The organism is Brevibacillus sp. FIR094, from assembly GCF_050477165.1.
Classification (GTDB): domain Bacteria; phylum Bacillota; class Bacilli; order Brevibacillales; family Brevibacillaceae; genus Brevibacillus.
Genome location: NZ_JBEAES010000016.1, coordinates 18,933 through 42,912 on the forward strand (window position 1 = coordinate 18,933; position 23,980 = coordinate 42,912).

Sequence of the window (23,980 nt, forward strand, 5' to 3'; positions counted from 1 at the left end):
CAATCGACATCAGCTTTTTTCCTTTTCTCTTTGACCATAGGCTGAGGACTCCAACTCCTACTTTTTATTAAAAGGGTAGGTTTTTTTATTCCCCCATTCGTCCTTTTTGATCAAGCCTCCCGATTATTTTCGGTAAAAAACGACTATTGCAATGACATGAACGAGTAGAAAGTATGGTAAAAACGTTCTATTATTGTAAAAATATTGTAATTTACTTGAAAATAATGGATACGTATTTTACCATTAGAAAAACAATTTCAAACTACTTAAAAGAGATGGACTAGTAGAAATGGAATTGAAAACTCTTGCTTGGAAAGGAGCCTCATGATGTTAGAAAGAATTTTGGGTAAACTCTTATTGCTCACCTTTACTCTTGTCACTCTTGTAAATGGATATTTTGTTATGCCGACAAACGCACAGGATCAATCCGAGTATCGCGTGGATTTTAGTGGTGTATCCGCTTCGATCCCTGTCAATATCCGTACCGGACCGACTACTTCTGCTACTATCATCGACAAGCTTCAACCAAATACCCGTGTACAATTTTCAGGTTGGACCCGAGGTACCTCGCTCAATGACTTTTGGACAAATGCCCCTGATAATAGATGGTTCTTCTACGAGAGAAATGGCGTGAAGTACTATGTTGCCTCTGCTTTTATTAACGGAAACCCACCTACAACCGATCAAAACAATGCCTTCGTTTCGTATCAGGTAACAATTACGACGAATATCCCTGCTCTTAGACAGGCCTATGAAAATGCTATACGAAATTGGAACAACACAGGCATTGTTTCATTAACACCAACACAAAATGCTCCCATTACCTTAGGTGAAGGTTATGCGAGAGGTTACGATGGATTTGGCTGGTGGCAATCGAATGGTTCCAGAGTTACCGGTGGCACCGTCATTCAATGGAACAGAGTGAGCAACAGAAACGCCGCTTATTTAGAAGCTTTGGCTACTCATGAGATTGGACATGTACTGCGACTAAATCATAGGTCGGATCACTCGATTATGAATAACTCTTGGTTAACGAGAATCACTGCTCCTACCCAAAACGACATCAATCAGCTTCGAAACATCTATATTCGATAACTCTATTGCCCTCAAAAACAGACGATGCAAGGAACTCTTTTGGCTGTCGAGAAAGTCGACGGCCTTTTTGGATGAACAGCCCCACTCTTGATGATAGACTCCTTTCCTTCTCATTCAACAGCGTATACTATTATAAATATTCCTTACAATTCGCAAAGGAGAATCCCAATGAATAATCAAATTCTCAGTACGCGCCTGACTCTCACTAAAGTGGCATTACCCGATTGGGAGCTGATCCGCTCCATCTATTCCAACCCGACACTAATGGAGCATATCGGAGCGACCATGAGCGAAGAAGATATTCGCCGTAACTTCGAGAAAGAACTCGCTCCGTGGAGCCTCGAATCCACCCACTGGCTAACCTGGATCATACGTGAAAGCGACTCTGGTAACGACGTTGGCTTGATTAGCATCTGCACCCGTAACCTGGAAAATCTCACTGCGGAAGTAGGCTTCATCATACTGGATGGATTTAAAGGCAAGGGCTATGCAACGGAAGCAATCAGACGCGTATTTGATTTCGCTGTAGATACTTTTGGATTCAAAAAATTTACGGCTGTTTGTTCCGAAGAGCATGTGGTTTCCCGACGCGTTTTGGAGAAAGCCGGAATGAAGCTAGATGAAATCGTGCCCGAAAGCACTGAAATTGCGGGCACGATGGTGAATGACTGTTTTTATTCGTTGGAGAGATAAGCGGATGGTTTGCTTACATTGCTTTTGGCGGTAGTGTGCTCGGTGGAATCGTCGCCTTTGAACCAATATAACGATTTCTAGCTGCACCTAGACCAAATACAAACAGCAAAATGGACGCACAAACCAAAAGTAGAAGTGGAACAGTCCAGCTATCCGTTACATCATGCAGATATCCGAAAAGGGTCGGTCCTATTGCAGCAAGTAGGTATCCAACTGATTGAGCCATACCGGACAGCTCTGCAGCCTGTTGAGCATTCTCTGTACGTAAGCCAAAAAACATCATCGATAAACTAAATGCAAAACCTCCACCAATTCCTATCATGATGATCCACCAAACAATAAAATTCGCGCTTCCGTAAAGTAATCCAAGCGTTCCACTTAAAAGCAAAATGGTCGTAATCGTAACTAATGAACGTTGACTAGACATACGCCCTGCGATAATCGGAACGACAAAAGTAAAGGGAAGCAAGGCTAACTGCATCATGGAAAGTAACCAACCAGATTGATCTGAACTTGTTCCTTGCTGTTTTAAGATTTCAGGTAGCCATGTGATAAGTACATAGAAAACCATAGACTGGAGTCCCATAAACAAGGTTACTTGCCACGCTAATGCGGAACGCCATAAATTCACACTGCTATCCGCCGATTGATTTTGAACGGTGGCTGTTTCCCTATTGCGGCGTTTCACTTGAGGTAACCAAAATAATACGGATGCCAAACTAAGAATGCCCCATATACCCAATGCCCCTTGCCATCCAACTCCTAACCCAACTGCAATGGGAACACTAATACCAGATGCTATTGCTCCCAATAGATTCATAGAAACGGAATATACACCAGTCATTAAGCCAATTCGTCTAGGAAACTCTCGTTTAATAAGGCTAGGCAACAATACATTCGAAACGGAAATTGCAATTCCAAGAACAGCAGTACCGATATATAAAGTAGTAATTCCTGAGACAGAACGCAAAATAACCCCAAAAGTAAGAAGGATGATGGAAATTAGAATCATTCCTTCTACTCCAAACTTTCGTCCTAATTTAGGAACAATAGGAGAAAAAAGTGCAAAGGCTAATAGGGGCAACGTGGTAATCATACCTGCCAGCGTATTCGAAATATGAACATCGTCCCTAATAAGACCAACTAGAGGCCCCACCGAGGTTAACGGAGCCCGTAAATTAACTGCAATAAATATAATACCTACAATAACCACCCAAGCTGCTGATCTAGTAACATTTGTCTTTGATTTTATCTCTTGAGTGCTCATAATTTTCCCTCCTTCATTCGAGGCTGAAACAAAAAGTATATTATAATATGCTTTTTGTCTAATAAAACATACTATAATATAACATTCAATAAATGTCCAATACCTATCCTCTCTAATAAATCACAACAAAAAATAACCCTCTAGCAACCATTCGGTCGATAAAGGGTCTTAGTCGTCGTAGTCTATCAAAATACAGGGGATAGATTTTTAGCCCCCGTATTTCAATATAATATGGATCACTACAAGCTCGTCAGATTGATTGATATATGAATGTGTGCCATCTGCACAAAAACTAATCGAATCATATTGATTCAAGAGGTATGACTCATTATTTACTTGAATGGAAAGCGTTCCCGACATGACTGTCGCAATTTCCGTTGTATTGTGGTGATGCTTCTCTGGATAGTATGAGCTATTCGGTTGTAAATAAGCTCTATACGTTTCCATTTCATTACTTATGTTTTGAAAGATTGGCTCAATTACCCAATCTTTATTCTCCCCAGCAATTCTGAGTCCCTTCCCAGCTCTGGACAGATTCACACTGTTTTCAGTTGAGAACAGAGCCAAGAGTGGTATAGATAAGCATTTCGAAATTTTCCACAACACCCCGATAGTTGGGTTGGTTTCTCCACGTTCAATATTTCCCAGTGTCAGCTTGCTCACACCGGATAATTCCGATAAATCTTCAAGGCTCAAATGTTTCTCTTTACGAATTTTTTTTAATACCCCTCCAACCTGTAAAACAACTTGTTTGGGATCATCGGTTTCTAGATTCACGTTAAGCCCCCCTTTGCAATATCGACGGAAACTATAAAAAATATGCTAGTAGCATTTCATATACTATCGTGGATGAAATTATACTAAATATACCAGATCATCAATCACAACCCCATAAAAAAGAAACCCTTCCTGCCGAAACAGAAAGGGCCTCCTCCAGCTGATCTGCTACTTAAACCAGCCTTTTTCCTTAGAATGCATAATCGCTTCAATTCGATTGCTCACACCGAGCTTGTCGAGAATGACGGAGATGTAATTTCGCACAGTCCCTGTCGTAATGTACAGCTGGCTGGCAATCTCCTTGGTGTTCTTCCCATCAGCGATCAAGAGCAGGACTTCCTTTTCCCGCACCGTCAGCGGATTCTCCTGGCCGTATGCCTCATCCACCAGCTCAGGCGCATAGATTCGTCTGCCTGCCATGATACTGCGAATCGAGCTGGCCAACTCTTCGCTCGGACTGTCCTTAAGCAAGTAGCCGTTTGCACCTGCTTTTAGCGCTCGTTCAAAGTATCCTGGACGGGCAAAGGTCGTGAGAATCATCACCTTGCAGCCGCTACCTTTCAATTCTTCGGCAGCGTCTAATCCGCTTTTGACCGGCATTTCGATATCCATGATGCAAATGTCGGGTTGATGCTGATGCACGAGTTTGACCGCATCTTCACCGTTACTAGCTCGCCCGACAACCTTCATATCCTCTTCCAAATCGAGCAGGGAAGCAAGGGCTCCTAAAAGCATCCGCTGATCCTCTGCAATGACAATGCGAATCATCCTCCCGCCTCCTGTTCTGGTTGTTTGAAGACATTGGGTACCCGAATCACTAGCTGTGTTCCAGACTCCGAGGACTGGATTTCCATGCTGCCGTTGACAAATTCCAGCCGTTCCTTCATCCCACGTAAACCGTTGCCTCGGTAGACCAATTCCTCCGCCATTCCGATCCCATTATCCGTTACGCTTACGACGAGGTCGGTGCGAGTGGACTCGATGACAATGGAACAGTCCGTGGCATTGCTATGCTTCACAATATTGTTAACTGCTTCTTTCAGGCACATACACAACACGTTTTCCGTCATCAGCGAAGTGTTGGTTAGATTCGTGTCGCCTTCCAGCACGAATTCAATTTCCGCTGCCTTGAAAATTTGCTTGATCCGAAACATCTCATCTTCTAGCCGCGTCCCACGCATTTGCGTGACCATTTCCCGCACTTCTTTTAAAGCGATACGCGCCGTCTGCCTGATTTCCTCTAGCTCCGTTCTCGCCAGAGCAGGATTTTTGTTGATCAGCTTGTTCGCCAAATCGCTTTTCAACCCAATCAAGGAGAGCTTCTGCCCCAACGTATCGTGCAAGTCACGGGCAATGCGTTGGCGTTCCTCGAGCTTGACCAGCTCTGAAATCCGCTTGTTCGCATGCTCCAGCTCTCCTTGCAGCTTCTCTCGCTTATTCCAGTTGTACGTGGTCACGGGCAAGAGAATGACAGCTATCATGCTAACCAAAACAAACGGAAGCTGGCCAATCAATTGCGCATTTTTGGTGAAAAAGCCGATGTTAACCGATATGGTAGTGCTAATCAAATGAATCGTGTACAGCGTAACAAAGCCGATCTTGTTCTCGATATTCCCGATAAAAAATGCCAGGAAGAGCGAGAAATACACATAGCCGAACATCAAGGTCATGGCGATGGATATGATAATCTGCACACTCGTCCAAAAGTAAATCAGCCAGCCCTTTGACAGGAAGGAGAATACATAGCAAATGAAAAACAGAATGATCATGATGATTCCGATCACCGCTTCGTACGTCGAGGATGACCGGAAGATGAAATAGAATGGCAGGATGTAGAAGACAACCCACACATAAGGGCTCAAGCCCGTATTTTTTTGAAGAATGTGATACCACTTCTGCTTCTGCATACTTGCCCACCTTTTCTTCGCCACTCTCTCAAGTGTATCGGAATTCAAAGGTTAATGGCAGGCTTATTTTCCTTCCAAACTCGGTTTAGAGCCTTGGAGTGCATCCATGATCGCTTCAGATCGAGCAGCAGCCAATCGCTTGATGCCTTTGAAGCTCACAAAACGCTTGTTGCTCTCATCCCATAGATGAAAACGCAGGCACTGCAAGCTGGACGCCAGTGTAATCGTTGTCGCCATGTGAAGCGGCGGTGTCTCGTTATGTGCTTCTTCCAGGTTGTAATTCGGTACGCGTGGGCTTAAGTGATGGACGTGGTGAAAGCCAATATTGCCCGTGAGCCATTGCAAAACCTTCGGCAGCTTGTAGTAGGAGCTTCCTTCTACTGCTGCTTTCACGTAACTCCACTCTTCTTCGTTCTCAAAGTACGAATCCTCATACGTATGCTGCACATAAAACAGCCAAATCCCAAACAATCCTGAGACAAAAAAGATCGGACCTTGAATCAGCAGGAATGCTTGCCAGCCAACCGCCCAGATTAAAAGCCCATAAAGACCGGCCAATAGCACATTCGTTAAATACGTATTCAACCGCTCTTTGCGGCGAGCTCGCTTTACATTAAAACGATATTGGAGCAAAAAGACAAAAATAGGACCCAAACCAAACATAACGATCGGATTACGATAAATCCGATAAGTAATTTTTCGCCAGGTAGAAGCTTCGAGATATTCATCAACAGTCAACATCCACAGATCACCTACGCCTCGTTTGTCGAGGTTGCTACTCGTTGCATGATGAATATTGTGACTATTCTTCCACTGTTCATACGGAACGAGGGTAAGTACACCAGTAATCGTCCCCACGATGTCATTCGCCAGACGCTTTTTGAAAAAGGATTGGTGGCAGCAATCGTGGCAAATGATGAAGGTACGGATGACGAAGCCAGCTGCGACAATGACGATAGGCAGCGTGAGCCAATAGGAAACAGACAGACTGAGATAAGCACCGTACCAGAGTAGAATCAGTGGAACTAGCGTATTGATCAGCTGTCGGATACTTTTTTTCATATCTGATTTTTCAAAGGGGGCAACATTCTTTTTCAACTCGGCAATGTTGGCTTTATGCATCAATTGTTTCCTCCTCGATCAAAGCGTACAGGGACATGTAAATTCACCGGACGCATATTCTATCTTTATTGTAGAAAATAGCGTCTGTCCGCTGTAGTCATAAACGTCAAGTCGAGGACATGACAAATGTCATGGTTGAACAAACGACGGGGAAATTTAGGGTGCGTAAACCAAGCGGGACATCCCATATTATGCCAAAAAAAGACCCCATCCATACTTCGGATGAGGTTTTTGGCTTTGACGACTTATTCTTCTTACTTCACATCGAGGCGCTTCATGATATCTTCGAGCAGCAAATTCGCTGCCTTGATGCCGCCTGCTTTGTTCCAGACCGTTTCGTCTACTTGGAAAACTTGATTGGTCTTCGCCACATTCAGCGATTTGAAGACTGGGCTTTCCATCCATTTTTTCGCGTTGTTCGCAACGTCTTTCGATTCTTTCGTTGGCTCCGTTACCCAGTAGAACAGGATGTCCCCGTCCATAGCGGACATACCTTCTTCGCTGATCATTTCTGCAAAGTTGTTTACGTCCTGGGAAGCTGGACGTGCGAGTCCCAGCTGATCGAGCAGCACACCGCTAAAAGTATCTTTTTGATAGATTTGTACGCCTTTTTTGGAGAATTTCGCTACGGATACTTTCGTAGAAGCTTTAGGACCCAGCTTTGCTTTCACAGCAGCTACACGGTCGTCGAATTCTTTCAGGACTTGCTCGCCTTCCGCCTTCTTGTTCAGTGCTTCTGCATAGAGCGTGAAGTTGCTTTTCCATCTACCGGACAGCTCTTCAGAGAATACGGTTGGAGCGATTTTGGACAGTTGATCGTAAATCTTTTCATGACGTACTTTGTTTCCGATGATCAAATCAGGGCTCAGGCTTACAATCGCTTCGAGATTGGGCTGGTCTTCGAAGCCCAACACTTCTACGCCTGTCATCTCATCTTTGATGTGAGGATACCATGGATCTTCATCCCAGGACTGTACAGCAGCGATTGGCTTAACCCCAAGTGCAAGCAACGCTTCGGTACCTTCATTAGTCAAAATAACCACGCGTTCTGGTGTTCCTTTAATTGGAGTGGTGCCCATTGCGTGTTTCACTTCACGTACTTCATTAGAATCGGCTGGTGCTGATTGCGCTGATGCTGGAGTAGCCTCAGTCGTCGTTCCCGATGCAGCTGGCGTCTGTTGAGCTTGATTGGCATTGCCTCCGCAACCGGCAAGGACAACCAGTAAGCACAGCGCGAAGAAGCTGGTCATGATGTGGCGCATGGTACGTAAACTGGTCTTACTTTTCATATCGAGAATGCCCCCACTTCTGCTTATCAACTTAGTGATAACAATTATCAATTGATAGTATATAGAGACTCCTCTTGCTTTTCTATGGACGTGATTGTCTAATTGCCATGGACCAAATTACCACTGTGCGATCTGTAGAAAATACGCTGTGCTCCTTTGAATCGTATGCTCTCTGCCAAATGGACCCCATGGGTCCCATTCGTGATTGGCGGGATGGTACACTTTGTTTTCCCGCACCGCACGCAAGTCTCTCCACAGCGGGTTGTTCCAAAGCGCTGCCACATGCTCCCGTTCGCTCCAGAACACGATGATTCTCTCCGGGTTCAATTCGATCAGATCATTGAGCGCATGTGGTTTATAGGCTGCGTGGGTCACATTCGGATCAGGCGCAAATCCAAGCTTGTAATAAAACAAGTCAGCAAGGGCGTGCCCCTCTACACCATACAGGCGCACTTCATCCGCAAGCACGCGAATCATGGTCCATTCACCCGTGCGTGTAATCGGCAGTAGTGCCTCTCTTGCTTGTTTTTCTACTTTGTCGATATGCTTGATAATTTTCTCTGCCTGACTCTCTTTCTTGAAAAGCGTCGCCAATTTGGTTTGGTAGTCAATCCAGTTCGGATAGCCGTCAAAGGAGACCGTTCCTTTTATTTTCTCCCAGTCTCCTGCCTCTCGATTGTGGAAAAAATTCATCCTGACGATCACATCAGGCGACAAAGTCAAAATCTCTTTCGGATCGATCAATTGCTCTGCATTCAGTGCTTTTGTCCCGCGCAACTTTTGCTGCAAATAAGAAGGAAAGCCCGTCCTCGTTTCAAAGTAGTTCGGGAAGGAGGGGGCAGCAATCGGCTGAATGCCCATCGCAAGAAAATGATCCTGCAAAAACAGCTTGCTGACCACGACTACCCGCTGGTCACTTTGCTTCATATAAATTTGCGGTGACAATCCTTCTCGTTTTTTGAAGAGTCTACTAAAATACAGCTCATCGGAGTAACCTACGTTACGAGCCACATCCTTCACACTTCCTCCAGAATGGGCAAGCAACTCCTTAGCATGCTCCATCCGCAGCCCAGTCAAATACTCTCCAGGTGTCATTCCCGTCTCACGTTTGAAAGCACGGCAATAAGAGCTGGGGGTCAACCCCGCCAGTTTCGGCAAGCTTCCCAATTCTAGTGACTCGCGGTAGTGTTTTTGCATGTAGGCGATGGTCTCCTCAATCGCTCCAATGCCCTTTTCTTCTTGCTTTTTCTGTTCATCATGAACAACACCAAGCAGTTCGTAGAGCAATGCTTGGCTCCGTAAAAAAGAAGAGTAGTCCCGCTTCCGTGTCAATTGCGAGAGCTCCTCCAATACCGTCAGGAATGAGGCGGGAGTAGAGACAGCCAAAACCTTGACTTCTTTCCTCTCGGGAGCGCTCTCATGCTGATCGTGTCTCGCTTCCACGTAATGCAATCTGTATATGTGCAACGGTCCTGATTGGCACCGCAATTCTTCTATCTTCGTCGTCGGGCGCAACAACAAGAGCTTTCCGGCGTCGAGCAACTGCTTTTGACCATCAACCGTAATCTCTGCACTTCCTTCTGCCACATAGCAAAGGACATGGGTGTTTACTTCCACCTGACGCAGGTGAAAATCTTTCAATCGCTGTTTGCGAAAGGCGGTCATCAAAAAGCCAGGATAATCTTGATTAATCGTCAACAGATTCACATCCTTCTATCACCGGAAATAGCAAGAAAAAGTAGACAAGCTGATTGCCAGAATCAGCCTGTTCTACTTTCATCATGTTGGAGATCTTTCTATTTGGCAAGTACCTGCCTATCTATTGTGAGGAACGAGTCGAACGGAACATCAGCAAGAACAAATAGGGCGAGCCTAGCAACGCCACTACGACCCCCGCCGGAATATCCTTCGGGATCATGACGATCCTTCCCAGCAAATCAGATGCAGCCAGCAATACTGCTCCAAGCATAGCTGAGACAACAACTGCACGTCGATGATGAGGTCCAACCAGCATGCGTGCTGCATGCGGAGCGAGAAGACCGATAAATCCTACGGCTCCGACACTGGCAACTGACGCTGAAGCGAGCAGCACGGCAATGACTGCTACAGACAACCTCGTCATCCGCACCTTTAACCCCAATCCAGTCGAGCTCTCGTCGTTAAATGACAAGAGGTCCACCCGACGTCCTAACCACCACGCTATCGGTGCTAAAACGAGAATCGTAGGCAACAGGCGGCCTACTTCCATCCATCCCCGCCCGTATGTACTTCCTGCCAGCCAAGTGAGAGCAGGCGCTGCCAAGATCATGGAATGTACGATCAAGATATTGATAAGAGCGGCACCTGCGGCAGAAACCGCAATACCTACAAGTGTCAAGATGATTGGATTGAGTCCCCTTCTCCAAGAGACCGCGTACACAATCGCAGCAGAGATGATTCCCCCTACAACAGCACCAAGCGGCATCCAAGCCGAGAGTTGAGGAAACACGAGGAGCACGACAATCGCCCCTACACCCGCACCGCTCGTGACACCGACAATCTGCGGATCAGCCAGCGGATTACGTACTGCACTCTGCATGAGACTTCCACTGATCGCGAGTGCCACACCTGCCAACATCGCTGTCAACAGTCGCGGCATCCGAAGCTCAAACACCAATTGACTGTACATCTCGTTTCCTTGTCCCATGAAAATGGCGATGATCTCTGTCCACGGCAGGTACAAGTTTCCGCTAGACAAGCTGAGCATCCAAACGACTACGAGCAGCACAACAAGCGTGCACACAATCAACGGATACGAAACTTTGCGTTGTGCTCCTCCGACGCTCATCGAGCCTCCAGTCCCAGCGCTCATGCTGCGCGAGACACGCAAAGCCAGCCAAATCAACCACGGTCCACCAATAGCTGCCGTGATGGCTCCTGCTGGAAGTTCACCATAATGATTGATGAACATACGTGCAATCGTATCGGAAGCTACAAGCAGTGCTGCCCCCCAAATGGCACATAGCGGCAACAGCCATCTATGCTGCGTGATGCCTGACAATCTCACCAGATGCGGAGCCACGAGTCCGATGAAACCGATTGGTCCGACCACACTGACACTGACGCACGTAATCAAGATCGCAATAAACATGGTGAAAAGCCGTGTTTTCGCCACCTTTTGCCCCAATGACTTCGCCGTTTCTTCATGAAGGCTAAGTACATCGAGCTGCCTGGCCATGAAAAAGCTGACCATAATCCCAGCTACAATCCAAGGCCAACTGAATTCTACACCCGACCAGTCATTTTGCTTTAAGGAGCCTGAGCCCCAGAGGAAAATGCCATTTGTCGTCTCTTCGTTAAACAAGATGATGGCACTCGTCAAGGAGGAGTATACCAAGGTGACAATCATCCCGGACAATGCCACACGTACTGGCGTACCTTTGCGCCCGCCAGACATGAAGTATACGGTAACCGCTGCGAGTATTCCGCCCAGCATCGCAAATGGAAGCGGGTGTTCATGCAAGAATGATGGCCAAAAGACCATCCCGAACACCACGAAGAAATACGCACCCGCATTTACGCCAAGTGTCGTTTCCGAAGCGAGCGGGTTTCGTGTCACCGTCTGCATCAATGCTCCGGCAATAGCCAATGCTGCACCCGATAAAAGCCCCATGACCGTTCTCGGAAGCCTGACACCTTGTATCATATGGTGATCAGAAATGTCTTGCGGAGCAATAATAGCCTGTACAACAGAACGCAGAGATATGTCTGCCATCCCCTGTGTCAAACTGACAAATGTAAGCACCAACAGAGCGACAAGTCCACTCCCTAACATCAAGAACAATCTCCAGCCCCCTCTTTGTGAGGAAGTGGCTGGAGTGATGTCAGTTCGTGTGAATATTTTATTTTTGGCTAAACTCATTATTTTGCCAACAGATCTACAACTTTATTCGCGAGAATCTTTGCAGACATGGTACCACCGTAAGGCCACAAATCTCCGCCCAAAGCATAGACGCGATTTTCTTTCACAAAAGTAAGGCCGTTCCAAACCGGGTTGTTCTTCAATTGCTTCTCAATCACGTTGTCATCATCTTGAATGATATGGAGGAAATTCGCATCCTGCAACGCTGGAAGTGCCTCTACATCTGCCAGTGTCAATCCTGTTTGCTCAAATTTCTTAGGCTTATACTTATTTGTCAGACCAATGTTAATCAAGATGCTTGCTGCTGTAGAGTTATCCGTAGACAAGCGGAATTCTACGGCATTTTGACTGCTGTAGCCCATCGCGAGGACAAATGGAACTTTATCTGCACCAGCTTTGGTCAGCTTTTCTTTTGCTTCCGCATAAGTCTTATCGAGGTCTTTCAAAGCGGCCTCAGCTTCTGCATTTTTACCCGTAATATCCGCAAGTTGCTTGAAAATCTCGATCATTCGATCATACTGTGATCCCTGACCTTCAGCAGGATTCGTATCAAAAGCAATCGTTGGAGCGATTTTGCTCATTTCGTCGTAATTGGCTTCTACATTTCGTTTAATACCGATAATCAAATCTGGCTTCAACATCATGATTGATTCCAGGTTTGGTGAAGTACGACTCCCTACATCCACTACTTCTGGAGCAATCTCCACAGGGAGCTTCACCCATTTTTTCATATTAGGAATATCTGCAATCCCTACAGGCTGAATACCTAGAGCCAACAAATGCTCTGCTGAGCTCCATTCCAATGCAACGATACGCTTCGGAGTACCCTTGATAGTAGCCTCTCCCATCGTGTGCTTCACTGTGCGCACTTGCTCTTCAGCCGGCTTCGCCGCGTCAGGCTGAGCAGTAGCAGCTTGGTTGGAACTAGATTGTGCAGTTGACCCAGCATTGCCGCAAGCAGCGAGTAACAGCATCGTAGACAAAAATACAAGCATCACTGGTAATTTCATAAGACGCATGAAAAAATTCCCCCTTACTTTTCTAGGTGTTACTTCGAATGATAAAGGACATGTCTTCCAGTTAATTATGATAATGATTATCATTATCTTTGTCAATGATGGAATGTGTATATTATTTTTCAACTGCTTTCGTCAGGGAAAAAACTTCTTGAAATCACTTTCAAGTGTTTTACTAAGACTGCGTTAGAAGAAGCGCATTTCCAGTCCAAGCGCCTCTGGAGCCCTCCCCAGCGCAGGAAAAAATGGCGGGGAATTTCAGCTTCACTTATGAAATACTTCCTCGAAACTTCTACGTTTGAAGCGCTCCCGCCATTTATTCCGAAGCGGACAGTCCATCCCCCCATGCGGGGCGGAGGCCGAAGCGTAGACTGGGAATGCGCTTCTTCCCCCACAACAACTCCGATTAGAAAGCAAAAAATCCCCCTCAAATGAGGAGGATTTTTATTTATGCTTCTTTTGGCAACACAATTCCACGATAAAGCTGAACCGTGATGTAATAGTAAATCGCATAGATCACAACGAAAATCAGTGTTGGAATCCAGATGTTCAGATACGGATCCAAGAGGATGAACGAGAACATCTCCATACCGATCAATACGTGCATCAGACCGATGATCGCCGGGAAAATGAATACCATGAACAGCTCTTTATAGATCGAGCCTACGAGCAACGATTGACGTACGCCGATTTTACGCAGCATGCTGTAACGGTCTTTGTCACGGGAAGCACCAGACAAGATTTTGAACATCAGGCAGCTCGCCATCATCGCCAGGAAGGCCATTCCGAGGAAGAAGCCCATGAACATCGTCCCGCTTGTGAAAATATACATGCCCGCATACGTGTTGTATTTGGAAGATGTATAAACGTCTTTGGCTTCCACATTTGTGATAGAGCCAATCAATTGCTTTTGACGTTCATCCATTGCTTTTAATTCCTGCGTGTATTTCAAATAGTCGTCTACCTTAGCAAGGAGAACCTTGTGTTCACTTCCAGCGGTTTTCTCATACGTCGCCTGATCCACCACCAGAACAGATTTGCCCTCAAGCATCTGGTAGTTGATAAAATTGGTGAATAACGCTTTGTCCCAATCCTCAGGAATGGCATCGTATTTACCTTCGTCTGCTTTTGACGCACTTACGATATACGCTTCTTTCGGAAGCGGATCTGTCACAAGTTTTGGCTTGTTGTCAGCAGAGTAATCTTGAATGCTGTTCGTGGAAATCGACAGCGGATTTGCCAGTAAGTCTTCCTTCAAGTAGTAATACGCCTTGTCGTCGACTTTGTATCGATACGTATTTTGCTCCAGCACGTTCATTTTTTTCAATGCCTGATAATCCGCTTCAACCGGATCATGCAGATTCACGTCATACACATGGAACACCGTAGTAAACAAATTGACGTTTTGCTGGAACGCCAAGCCCCCTGCCATCGCCCCGACACCAAGTCCGATCAACATTGCTACTGTACCAAGGATTTTGGTCAGGTTGTTCACCCGAAAACGCAGCTGAGCAAAGGTAAATGCGTTCAACTTGCTATCATTCAGCTTTTTATTTTTCTTCAAAGCCTGTACAAGAACTGGCAGTAACGAGATGAAAATTAAATACGTCCCGAGTGTGCATGAAATTGCCCCTACGATAAAGCCGAGTGCCTGCAGGTACATAAGCAAGTGCAAGCATGTGTAGCCCAGAGCCAACAGGATAACTCCAAGGATAGCGACTAAAACCGCTCCGATTCCTTTTGCCTTGATATTGTCATTTTGCTGCTCGGCACGGATGAGAGCGAGCTCTGTTGCACGAGCCAAACGAGTCGCATTGATCGTGGATGTGATGATAAACAGGATGAGGAAGAATCCCCATGTCATCCAAAACGCTGGCAGATAAAAAGGATAATACCCATCTGTGGAAATCTCCAGCATATTCATGAGCAAGACGCCGATACCGCTTGCAAGCGCAATACCAACCAGGCTACCGATCACTAAGGAAATGATTCCCATTGTCAATGTTTCCAGGAACAAAATCTGGCTGATTTTCCCCTTCTTCGCCCCTAAGACCATGTACATTCCGAGTTCTTTGCGCCGTAGCGAGAGTAGGAATGAGTTGGCATAGAAGATATAAAAAATCGTGATAAACGCCAGCAGGAACGCCCCTACATTGAAAACGATCTGAATCGAAGAGATCATCGAGTTGTTTTTCGTGTAATCAGAATTAAGGGCAAGCGTCTGGAACATGTAAAAAATCGAAATGGAGATGACCAGACCCACGAGCAGAACCAGATAGTCCTTCATCATCTTCCGCATACTGGACAAGGATAGCTTTAAAAGCATGAAACGTTACCCCCTAGCGTACATCATGTGATGCACCTAGCTCGGCCAGTACATCCAGAATTTGTTTGAAAAATTGCTGACGATCCCCCGTACGTTGAATCTCGGTATACAGCTTACCGTCTTGAATGAACAAGATACGTTTGCAATAACTCGCAGAAAAAGCATCATGCGTAACCATCATGATGGATACTTGGTGGTTCTCATTCAAATCTGTCATCGTTTCCAGCAAGCTTTTCGCATTCTTCGAGTCGAGAGCGCCTGTCGGTTCGTCTGCCAGCAAAATCGCAGGATCATGCACAAGTGCCCGTGCTGCTGCAGCCCGTTGTTTTTGTCCCCCGGAAATTTGAACCGGATATTTTTGCAAAATCTCTTCGATCCCGAGTGTTTGTGCTACTTTACTTACTTTGTTGCTGATCTCATTGGAAGGGACACCTTGCAGAGACAGCGGCAATGCAATGTTCTCGTACACAGACAAATTCTCTAGCAGATTGAAATCTTGAAAGATAAAGCCGAGCTTTTGCGAGCGAAAATCTGCGAGCTGATCACGCTTCATCTGTGTAATGTTCGTTCCCGCAATTTCAATAAAGCCTTCCGTTGGACGATCCAGTGTGGAAATCACGTTGAGCAGAGTCGTCTTACCCGAACCGGATGGACCCATGATTCCCACGAACTCTCCTTTATCTATGGTCATCGATACGCCTTTTAAGGCATGCGACTGGCTTTCACCTTTTGTCCCATATATTTTTTGAACGTCTTTCACTTCTAGTACAGCAGTACTCATTATACGTTCCTCCATTCTTTCTATTGGCTAGCGTTCGTTGTTTCCGTCGCCATTAACTGTAACCAAATTCCAGAGTAGGAGCTATTGATGTTCCTTACAGTTTTCTTTACATTTTGTAAGGTTTATTTCGTGAGACGAAAAAAAGCCATCCGAGGAGGGATGGCTTCCGTTGTAAGCTATTTTTTACTTTTGTTCTCTTCGTGTCTTTTGATCAACATATCTACAAACATATCAATCTGTGCTGTGATCGCGATTGGGTCATAGCGATAGAATGTATCGAAGTCATTGTAGAAAATATGATTGTTCTTGGCAGCAGAGGTTGCATTCCAGACAGCGGACTCCTGTAAGGTTTTCAAGGCTTCGCTATTCTTTTCCGGGTTGTAGAAAGTCACGAACATGTAATCCGCAGCGTATTCTGGCAAGGTTTCCATGGACAGCTGTACGGTTTGCTCTTTGGATTTGTCAGCGTGTGGCATTTTCAGCTTCAATGCATTGTACACGGTTTGACCACCGCGTCCTGCGTTGTCACCGAAGATCCACAAATCTCCTTTGTTGGTCAGCTCGTAGAGACCCACAGTCGCATTCTCATCCACGATGCCTTTCAACTTTTCGCGACCCTCGGCAGCCTTCTTGTCAAAGTCTGCAATGAACTTGTCTGCCTTTTCTTTATCGCCAACCACTTCTCCGAACAATTTGACCGTATCGTAAATGTTTGTCGCCGTACCGTATGGGAGATAAACGGTTGGAGCGATTTTGGACAAGGCTTCATAATTGTCATCATACATGACGACAATGAGGTCAGGAGCGAGCTCTAACGTTTTCTCCACATTGATCCGCGGACTACCTACGTCCTGCGCATTTTTTAATTGTTCAACGGTAAACGGGCTTTTGAAAGCTTCTGTCTCTGCACCGATTACATTTCCGCCTACTGCAATCAACTCGCCTGCGTAGTAGTCTGTCACAATACGTTGTGGCTTGTCAGGAATTTGAATCGTTCCTTTTGGTGTTTCGATGCTGCGCATTTTGTTCTCAGCAGGGGCTTCTGTTGACTTGTCAGCTGGCTTGGAAGCAGAATCCGTCGCGGGTGCTGGAGCTGCCGTATTTGCTCCACCACATGCTGTCAAAAAAAGCGAGAACACAAAAATGACAGCAAAGACAGCGTTACTTGTTTTGTTCGTAGGCATGATGAGCCTCCCTTATGTACGTTTGTAAGATAGATGTAAGTAATGCTACTGTCGATATTGATTATCATTATCGACAAAACTATAACAAAGAGTATTTTTACTGTCAATCGCCCGAGCTTTGCGAAAATAGGTAAAAAAAATCCCTTTCTGCGAAAGGGATTAGTTGTGTGAGCGGCTTTGTTTGATCATATCGTCCATCTTTACAAAGGTGTAGCCTTTGCTTTTCAGACTTTCCAGTACAATCGGGAGTGCCTCAATCGTGTGGATGTCATCGAGCATATGCAGCAAAATGACACTGCCATTTTTCGTCTTGCTCATGACGCCATTTACAATATCCTGGGCGCTGTTTTTCTTGTCCCAATCCAATGTGGTGACATCGTACAACGCAATGACCTTGTAACCCGTGGCTGCAATGACTTTGGCTGTATGATCGTCTACTACGCCAGTAGGCGGACGGAACAGCATGACAGGCTGCTGTTGAATCGCTTCGGTAATGACCTGGTGTGCTTTGACCACATCCTTCTGCAATTCTTCCGTTGTCAGCGTCGTTATGACCGGATGGTTATAGGAATGGTTTGCCACATCATGTCCACCCTCCACCATCGCTCGCGCCAAATTCGGATTGTTCTCCACCCCTTTTGCTCGCAAGAAGAAGGTCGCTTTGACATCATGCTCTGCCAAAATATCTAATAGTTTCGTTACGGTTTTGTCGCTTCCCCAGTCATCAAAGGTTAACGCGATCTGTTTTTTATTTGTGTCGACTTGATAGACAAGCTCATACTTCGCATTTTCGAATTGTGGATTTAGTTTTGCGGCGTCAAAGCCTGGTATTTGTTCTAGCGGCTTGCGTTCACCACCGTTTTTTACCATCTCACTGAGTGGGACAAACTGATAGCCGATATCCGCTGCTGCCTTGGCGATCAATGGAATGGCCGGAATCACCTCAGGATTGATGTCTGTATTGAGTGAGATAATGCTGCCTCTGGACATGTAGCGAGTTATGTAATCTCCGATGTTTTTGGCGTCTTTCTGCAAATCACGGTCCTTCGGGTTGATGTTGTAGCTGACGACTGCTTCCATCCCGAGATGGGCGGCTGCCAAACGAACGTCTTCTGTCACATCGCCGGATTTGGTTCGCACATAGCGAGGCGAAATACCCGTCTCGCGTTTGATTACCTCATTACTCAACTGAATCTCCCGATAAATCTGCTCGTAGCTGAGCTTGCTTATGTCTAGTTGATTCAGTGTGTTGTTTTGAATTTCATGACCGCGGGCCAAAATGTCCTTGGCGATGTTGGGTTCCTCGGCGACACGTATGCCTGGGAGAAAAAAGGTTGCTTTGATCTTATGAGTATCTAGCTGTTCCAATAGACTTTTCATCATCTTATCGTCGCCCATGCCGTTAAACGTCAGAGCTAGTTCCTTGCGCCCCGTGTATACGGAGGACAGCACCTTGCTTTTTTCACCCGTGTATCGGGTGATTTTCTGTGTCTTCTCTATCTTCTGGCGCTCAGTGGATTCATCTTTACTCGTAAACATCGAGCAGCCGGAGACGAGTACAACTGCCATGAGCAGTGCAATTCCTTTGCACAGTTTGGTGGAAATTATCATTCAGGACTCCTTATCAACTGCCATAGCTAAAATTATACTCTGTTTAGCAATTTTGGTAGAGTAGATAATCTTTCCATTTGGTAACAAAAAGAGGCGGATTTGCTCCGCCTCTTTTTTCTTCCGTTTCTGCTTACTCCTGAATACTCACCTTGCCGCCATCTGCTAGCAGCGTCTGTCCTTTTACTACAACTTTATCTCCATTCGCTAGGCCGGATACTACTTCAATCAACTCGCTTGTCGAGTTGCCCGTCGACACTTCCACTTGCTTGGCTGTTTCCCCTTCCAGCTTGAACACATATTGTCTGCCTTCACGATCAAATACCGCCTTGCGAGGAATGACGAGCGACTTTGCTCCTTCTGAGCCTTGGGGGAAGGTTATATTCACGACCATATCGGACTTCAATTCATTAGAAGCATTCGGAATCGTGATTTCTACTGGATAGGCTTTGAGCTGCGAATCCATGACCGGACTAATCGCCGTTACGTTTGCATCAATCGTTTTGCCTGTAGACTGCACGTTTACTTTGACGACTGTTCCTACTTTCACTTTCGTCACATCTGCTTCCGACAAATTCGCTTTGACCACAAGTGGATTCGTTTTGACGACGGTCACAATCGCTTGCTGTCCTGCCATCTGTCCTACTGCTCCGGTCACGCTTGCGACAAATCCATCGATTGGGGAGACAACCGTTGCATTTGCCAATTGCTCACGAGCATTTTGCAGTCTGACCTCGGACTCCGTTACACTCGCTGCCGATACTTGCACACCTGTTTTTTGTTTTGCGCCTTGCAGCTTCTGCTTTGCATTGTCATAGGAAATCTGGGCTTTTGTAAACGATGTATTTACCTCATCCATTTTCTCTGCAGCAATCGCTCCCTGTGCAAACAGCTGCTGATTACGTTGTTGATTCAATTTTGCGTCAGCAAGCGCTCGTTCTGCTTCCGTCAAATCATTTTGTGCTTCCACCAAGCCTTGGTTAGAGGTGCTGCCTGCTTGAGATAAATTCGCTTTTGCCACACGCAGAGCTGCTTCTTGTTCTCTTACGCTGTTAGACAGCTCGTTCGTATCGAGTGTAAACAATAGTTGTCCTTTTGTTACGGGCTGACCCAGCTTTACGGGTAGAGACGTAATTTTTCCACCGTTTTTGGGTGACATTTGGACTTCCTCACTCGGTGCCAATTTTGCTGTCAGTCCAGACTCAGATGTGACCACACCTTGTGCCACCGTTGCAACCTGTACAGGGGTAACCGTTTCTTCTGGTTGGGCAGCAGTCGGCGCTGCATTCTCCTGGCTTGCGCAGCCAGTAATCAAGGTGAAGGTAAGTAACGCCACAATCGCGATTCTTTTATTTATGATCATGAATGCTTCCTCCTCTTTTCTCATGCGTTTGTCGATTCCAAAGTGGTAAGGATTTTCTTTTCCTGCTTTTGCTTGCGTTTGTTACGTCTTTTTTGTCCCATCTCATCAAACCATACGGTAACCACAGGTACGAGTATGAGCGTGATCATGGTGGAGAAAATCAAACCGTACATGACGGTCGTAGCCATTGGCGCTTGAAACTCTAATCCAGACCCGGCAGCAACGGAGAGCGGAGCAATGGCCATAATCGTCGTGAGGGTTGTCATCAGAATCGGACGCAGACGAGCAGGTCCTGCATGTAATATCGCTTCATGTAACTCCCAACCCTTTTCACGCAACTGATTGATCAAATCGATTAATACAATCGCATTGTTCACGACCAGACCGATCAGCAAAATGTACCCGATCAAAACAGATACGGTAATAGGCGTGCCTGTAAATAAAAGCCCTAATATGACCCCAGTAAGGCTCGGGGGAACCGAGAACATGATGATAAATGGACTAAAAAATGATTCAAACTGAGCAGCCATGACCATGTACACAAGCACGACAGACAAGACAATCGCAATACCCAGATTCACAAAAGAATTTCCCATATCCTCGCTTTGCCCGCCCATTTCGATGGTGTATCCATCCGGAACATTCAGCTTATTGATGATACTCGTAATTGCTGTCGAAGCCGCTTGCAGGTCATCCCCGATCAAATCGCTTGTGACCTTCACTTCACGCGTCATGTTTTTGCGCTCAATTGATGGCGGTACATCGACTTTGCTGATGGTCGCTACGGATGTGAGGCTGATTTGAGCACCCGTTGGCGTGGAAATACGCAGGTTCTTCAAGTAATTGATATCTTCCTTATAGTCTTCTGGTAGCTTGAGATTGATATCAATTTCATCTTCGCCCGTACGATACTGGGTAACCGTTTGACCTTGGAAAGAAGTTCGCACAGCAGAAAGGATTTCATTTGTTGTCAATCCGTACAAGCTCGCCTTCTCTGTATTGACCTTCACATCGAACTCCTGACTCATTTCTTGAACACTGGTAGATACGTTCATCGTTCCCGGTACCTTGGCTATTTCCCCTTTCACAATCTCGCTCAGTTCCGTTAAGACGTCCAGATCATCTCCGCGAATTTCAATCGAGATGGCTGCTCCGCCCCCCATACCACCGGAAAGGGATTTCACCTTGATATCTGCTCCTGCAATATGCTTGACTTGCTCTTGCAGGCCAACAGCAATTTCCTCTGTCGATCGCTGTCTTGTAGAAATCTCTCCTACTAGCAGTTCGATCGTTGCGTTATGAGAAGTAGATGCACCGCTCTCTGAAATACCGTCGCCACCCCCGACCGAGGACTTGACCAATTTCTTTTCTGGCACTTGATTGACCACTTCTTCTACCTGCTTCATTATTTTTTCAGTTTCGGTCAGGACGGTACCCTTCGGCAGCTTGATCTCTACCTGGATTAATCCTTGGTCCATATCTGGGAAAAATCCTGCGCCGAGAGATGGAACTAGCATCAATGAGCCAATCAACATAGCAAAAGCAGATCCAATCACCGTTTTTCGATGACCCAATGCCCATTTAAGCACCCTTTGATAGCCTTTTTCCACTTTATGGAATCCGATATTAAACCAGATCAGTGGATTGAAGCCGCGATAGTTTTCGTGATTCGTATGCTCCGGTACTGCTTTTAACATGCGCGCACTCATCATCGGAACGAGCAAGAAAGTGAAAACAAGTGCTGCGATGTGTGAGAAAACGACCGTCAATGCTAACGGTGCGAAAAGCTCAGCAACAAGACCCTCTGTCAGCGCAATTGGTAAGAATACACAAATCTGTGCCAATGCGGATGCCATCACCGCGGTTCCTACTTCTTTGGAGCCGATCAATGCCGCTTCCATCATGCTCTTGCCCTGCTCCCGTTGACGGAAAATGTTTTCCAGCATAACGACAGCAAAGTCTACTAATGATCCCAATCCGAGCGTGAGACCTGCTAGGGAAATCAGGTTGATTGTTTGACCTGTCATGTACATCAAAAGGAAGGTCGATATGATCGATACAGGCAGGACAATGACCGCAATGAGCATAGACGACAGACTGCCCAAGAAGAAGAACAGCATGAGTACGCCAATGGCACCACCTGCCAGAGCATGTATCACCGTGTTGTCAACGGAGCTCTGAATGTATGTGGAGGTATCGAAAACAATACGTGTTTCTACATTTGCTGGAAGCGTGCTATTAATCTTCTCCAGCTCAGCCTTTACGTCTTTTGCGATTTTGATCGTATTGCCGCCAGTGCCTTTCATCACGGCAATTCCCAAGCTCGGCTTTCCATCAATGTAGCTCAGATTGGTCACTTCTTTGATGGTATCTGTTACGTTGGCAATATCACTCAATCGGATGAAGCTCCCACCGACAGAAATCGGAGTGACTGCAATCGTATCCACATTGGTGAATTCTCCTTGCACGCGAATACTGGTCTTTGAGTCACCTTCCCGTATTGCACCGGCTGATCCGGATACATTGCCGTTTGCAAGTGCTAACTTAATTTGATCCAATGTCAATCCATATGCGGCTAGTTTGGCTGGGTCCACGATGATGTCGACAATTCGCTCTTGCCCACCAGTGATGGTGACAGAAGCAACACCGTTAATTCGTTCCAAGCGGGACTTAATTACATCATCCGCGATTTTTTTCAGTTTGTTGACATCTTGATCGCCAGTTACAGCCAGATCAATAATCGGCTGGCTTGTCGGATCAAATTTTAACACCCTTGGTGAACCAGCTGATTCAGGCAAGCTCCCTCGGACCAAATCTACTTTATCTCGCATATTCAGCGTCGCTTGATCCATGTTTGTTCCCCACTTGAAATGGAGGATGACCGAGGAGGAGCCGTTAACAGAAGTTGATGTGATCTTGTCTAAATTCGGAACCGTGCCTAGTACATTTTCCATCGGTTTGGTAACCAGCTTTTCTACCTCAGCTGGAGCTGCCCCTTCTACAGAGGTAACAACTACGGCGACCGGAGAAGTCAGCGATGGCATCAATTCAACAGCCAAGCGAGGAAAGGTAACCAAACCAAAAATGAAGATCGCAACGGATATCATAATCATCGTCACCGGACGTTTAATGGACAGTTCTGATAGATTCAAAATTTTCTCACCTCTTCGTTTGTAGAGAGCTCAGCGTATCAGCTCAGTATTTCTTTCTCCAAAATAAGCGCGCGTATGGAATGCAGCGAAGCAGGTGTGCAAGCACTTCCTTCTTGTCCCGTCCAATTCGCTGGTACACGCTCCGTCAATGCTGCCCACACAATTCTCCGATCCGATTTATCACGAAATCTGCGCACCAAGTTCATCTGTTCCAACCGACTGATTAAACCTGAGGTCGTACTATACGAAAGATCAATCGCCTTGCTGATTTCTCCCATTGTTTTCGGGCTTATCGCGATTTGCTCCAGAATGAGAACTTGTTGCCAGGTGATATCACTTGAATCCAATGCTTGCATGGAAAGCGTGGAAAATACAGTGCTCGTTTCCCTTAGAATCTTCGCTAACTGAAACAGTTCGTTCATAAAAGCCTCCTACCCATTGTCTATTTTTCGGTCTATCGTTTGGGGAATTCCCCTCCACAGATCACATTGTACTTATA

Annotated in this window: 18 protein-coding genes; 2 read left to right on the forward strand and 16 right to left on the reverse strand. The window is 46.0% G+C overall.

All coding sequences use genetic code 11. The features are described from left to right. The first annotated feature begins 324 nt into the window (after positions 1–324). A complete protein-coding gene (locus ACQ5DJ_RS15925) occupies positions 325–1,095 on the forward strand; it encodes a matrixin family metalloprotease (RefSeq protein ID WP_429843325.1) in 771 nt (256 codons plus the stop codon). A 168-nt stretch (positions 1,096–1,263) separates the two neighbouring features. After that, positions 1,264–1,788, forward strand: coding sequence for a GNAT family N-acetyltransferase (locus ACQ5DJ_RS15930; RefSeq protein WP_429843326.1), 525 nt, complete (start codon positions 1,264–1,266; stop codon positions 1,786–1,788). Between the two features lie 13 nt (positions 1,789–1,801). Here ACQ5DJ_RS15930 and ACQ5DJ_RS15935 read toward each other — a convergent pair whose 3' ends face one another. The 16 genes from ACQ5DJ_RS15935 to ACQ5DJ_RS16010 all read right to left on the reverse strand — a co-directional run bounded on the left by ACQ5DJ_RS15935 (position 1,802) and on the right by ACQ5DJ_RS16010 (position 23,903). Next, positions 1,802–3,055, reverse strand: a complete 1,254-nt coding sequence (locus ACQ5DJ_RS15935; RefSeq protein ID WP_429843327.1) for a CynX/NimT family MFS transporter — start codon at positions 3,053–3,055, stop codon at positions 1,802–1,804. A 207-nt stretch (positions 3,056–3,262) separates the two neighbouring features. Then, positions 3,263–3,832, reverse strand: coding sequence for a helix-turn-helix domain-containing protein (locus ACQ5DJ_RS15940; protein ID WP_429843328.1), 570 nt, complete (start codon positions 3,830–3,832; stop codon positions 3,263–3,265). A 168-nt stretch (positions 3,833–4,000) separates the two neighbouring features. Then, positions 4,001–4,600 (reverse strand): response regulator transcription factor, encoded by a 600-nt coding sequence (locus ACQ5DJ_RS15945; protein ID WP_017249912.1) that lies wholly within the window; start codon positions 4,598–4,600, stop codon positions 4,001–4,003. Then, on the reverse strand, positions 4,597–5,739 hold the full coding sequence (locus tag ACQ5DJ_RS15950) for a histidine kinase (protein WP_429843329.1): 1,143 nt from the start codon (positions 5,737–5,739) through the stop codon (positions 4,597–4,599). The genes ACQ5DJ_RS15945 and ACQ5DJ_RS15950 overlap by 4 nt, the downstream gene beginning before the upstream one ends. 63 nt (positions 5,740–5,802) lie before the next feature. Continuing rightward, a complete protein-coding gene (locus tag ACQ5DJ_RS15955; protein ID WP_429843330.1) occupies positions 5,803–6,861 on the reverse strand; it encodes a fatty acid desaturase in 1,059 nt (352 codons plus the stop codon). 254 nt (positions 6,862–7,115) lie between these two features. Further along, on the reverse strand, positions 7,116–8,150 hold the full coding sequence (locus ACQ5DJ_RS15960; RefSeq protein WP_429843331.1) for an ABC transporter substrate-binding protein: 1,035 nt from the start codon (positions 8,148–8,150) through the stop codon (positions 7,116–7,118). Between the two features lie 117 nt (positions 8,151–8,267). After that, the gene (locus tag ACQ5DJ_RS15965) at positions 8,268–9,848 is read right to left on the reverse strand and encodes a helix-turn-helix domain-containing protein (RefSeq protein WP_429843332.1); all 1,581 of its coding nucleotides are present in this window, start codon (positions 9,846–9,848) and stop codon (positions 8,268–8,270) included. A gap of 121 nt (positions 9,849–9,969) precedes the next feature. Beyond that, positions 9,970–12,051 (reverse strand): Fe(3+)-hydroxamate ABC transporter permease FhuB, encoded by a 2,082-nt coding sequence (gene fhuB / locus ACQ5DJ_RS15970; RefSeq protein ID WP_429843333.1) that lies wholly within the window; start codon positions 12,049–12,051, stop codon positions 9,970–9,972. After that, positions 12,051–13,070: an ABC transporter substrate-binding protein gene (locus ACQ5DJ_RS15975; protein ID WP_429843334.1), complete on the reverse strand. Its 1,020-nt coding sequence runs from the start codon at positions 13,068–13,070 to the stop codon at positions 12,051–12,053. Before ACQ5DJ_RS15975 ends, fhuB begins: the two co-directional genes overlap by 1 nt. A gap of 445 nt (positions 13,071–13,515) precedes the next feature. Further along, complete coding sequence (locus ACQ5DJ_RS15980; RefSeq protein WP_429843335.1) at positions 13,516–15,393, reverse strand: FtsX-like permease family protein; 1,878 nt, start codon at positions 15,391–15,393, stop codon at positions 13,516–13,518. A gap of 13 nt (positions 15,394–15,406) precedes the next feature. Continuing rightward, positions 15,407–16,174: an ABC transporter ATP-binding protein gene (locus ACQ5DJ_RS15985; protein ID WP_429843336.1), complete on the reverse strand. Its 768-nt coding sequence runs from the start codon at positions 16,172–16,174 to the stop codon at positions 15,407–15,409. Positions 16,175–16,350: 176 nt separating this feature from the next. Further along, a complete protein-coding gene (locus tag ACQ5DJ_RS15990) occupies positions 16,351–17,358 on the reverse strand; it encodes an ABC transporter substrate-binding protein (protein ID WP_429843337.1) in 1,008 nt (335 codons plus the stop codon). A 159-nt stretch (positions 17,359–17,517) separates the two neighbouring features. Further along, on the reverse strand, positions 17,518–18,969 hold the full coding sequence (locus ACQ5DJ_RS15995; protein ID WP_429843338.1) for a polysaccharide deacetylase family protein: 1,452 nt from the start codon (positions 18,967–18,969) through the stop codon (positions 17,518–17,520). Between the two features lie 130 nt (positions 18,970–19,099). Next, positions 19,100–20,329 carry an efflux RND transporter periplasmic adaptor subunit gene (locus ACQ5DJ_RS16000; RefSeq protein ID WP_429843339.1) on the reverse strand — a complete coding sequence of 410 codons (1,230 nt, stop codon included), beginning with the start codon at positions 20,327–20,329 and terminating at the stop codon, positions 19,100–19,102. Between the two features lie 20 nt (positions 20,330–20,349). Then, complete coding sequence (locus tag ACQ5DJ_RS16005; protein WP_429843340.1) at positions 20,350–23,481, reverse strand: efflux RND transporter permease subunit; 3,132 nt, start codon at positions 23,479–23,481, stop codon at positions 20,350–20,352. 38 nt (positions 23,482–23,519) lie between these two features. After that, positions 23,520–23,903 carry a MarR family winged helix-turn-helix transcriptional regulator gene (locus tag ACQ5DJ_RS16010; RefSeq protein ID WP_429843341.1) on the reverse strand — a complete coding sequence of 128 codons (384 nt, stop codon included), beginning with the start codon at positions 23,901–23,903 and terminating at the stop codon, positions 23,520–23,522. Positions 23,904–23,980 lie beyond the last annotated feature (77 nt).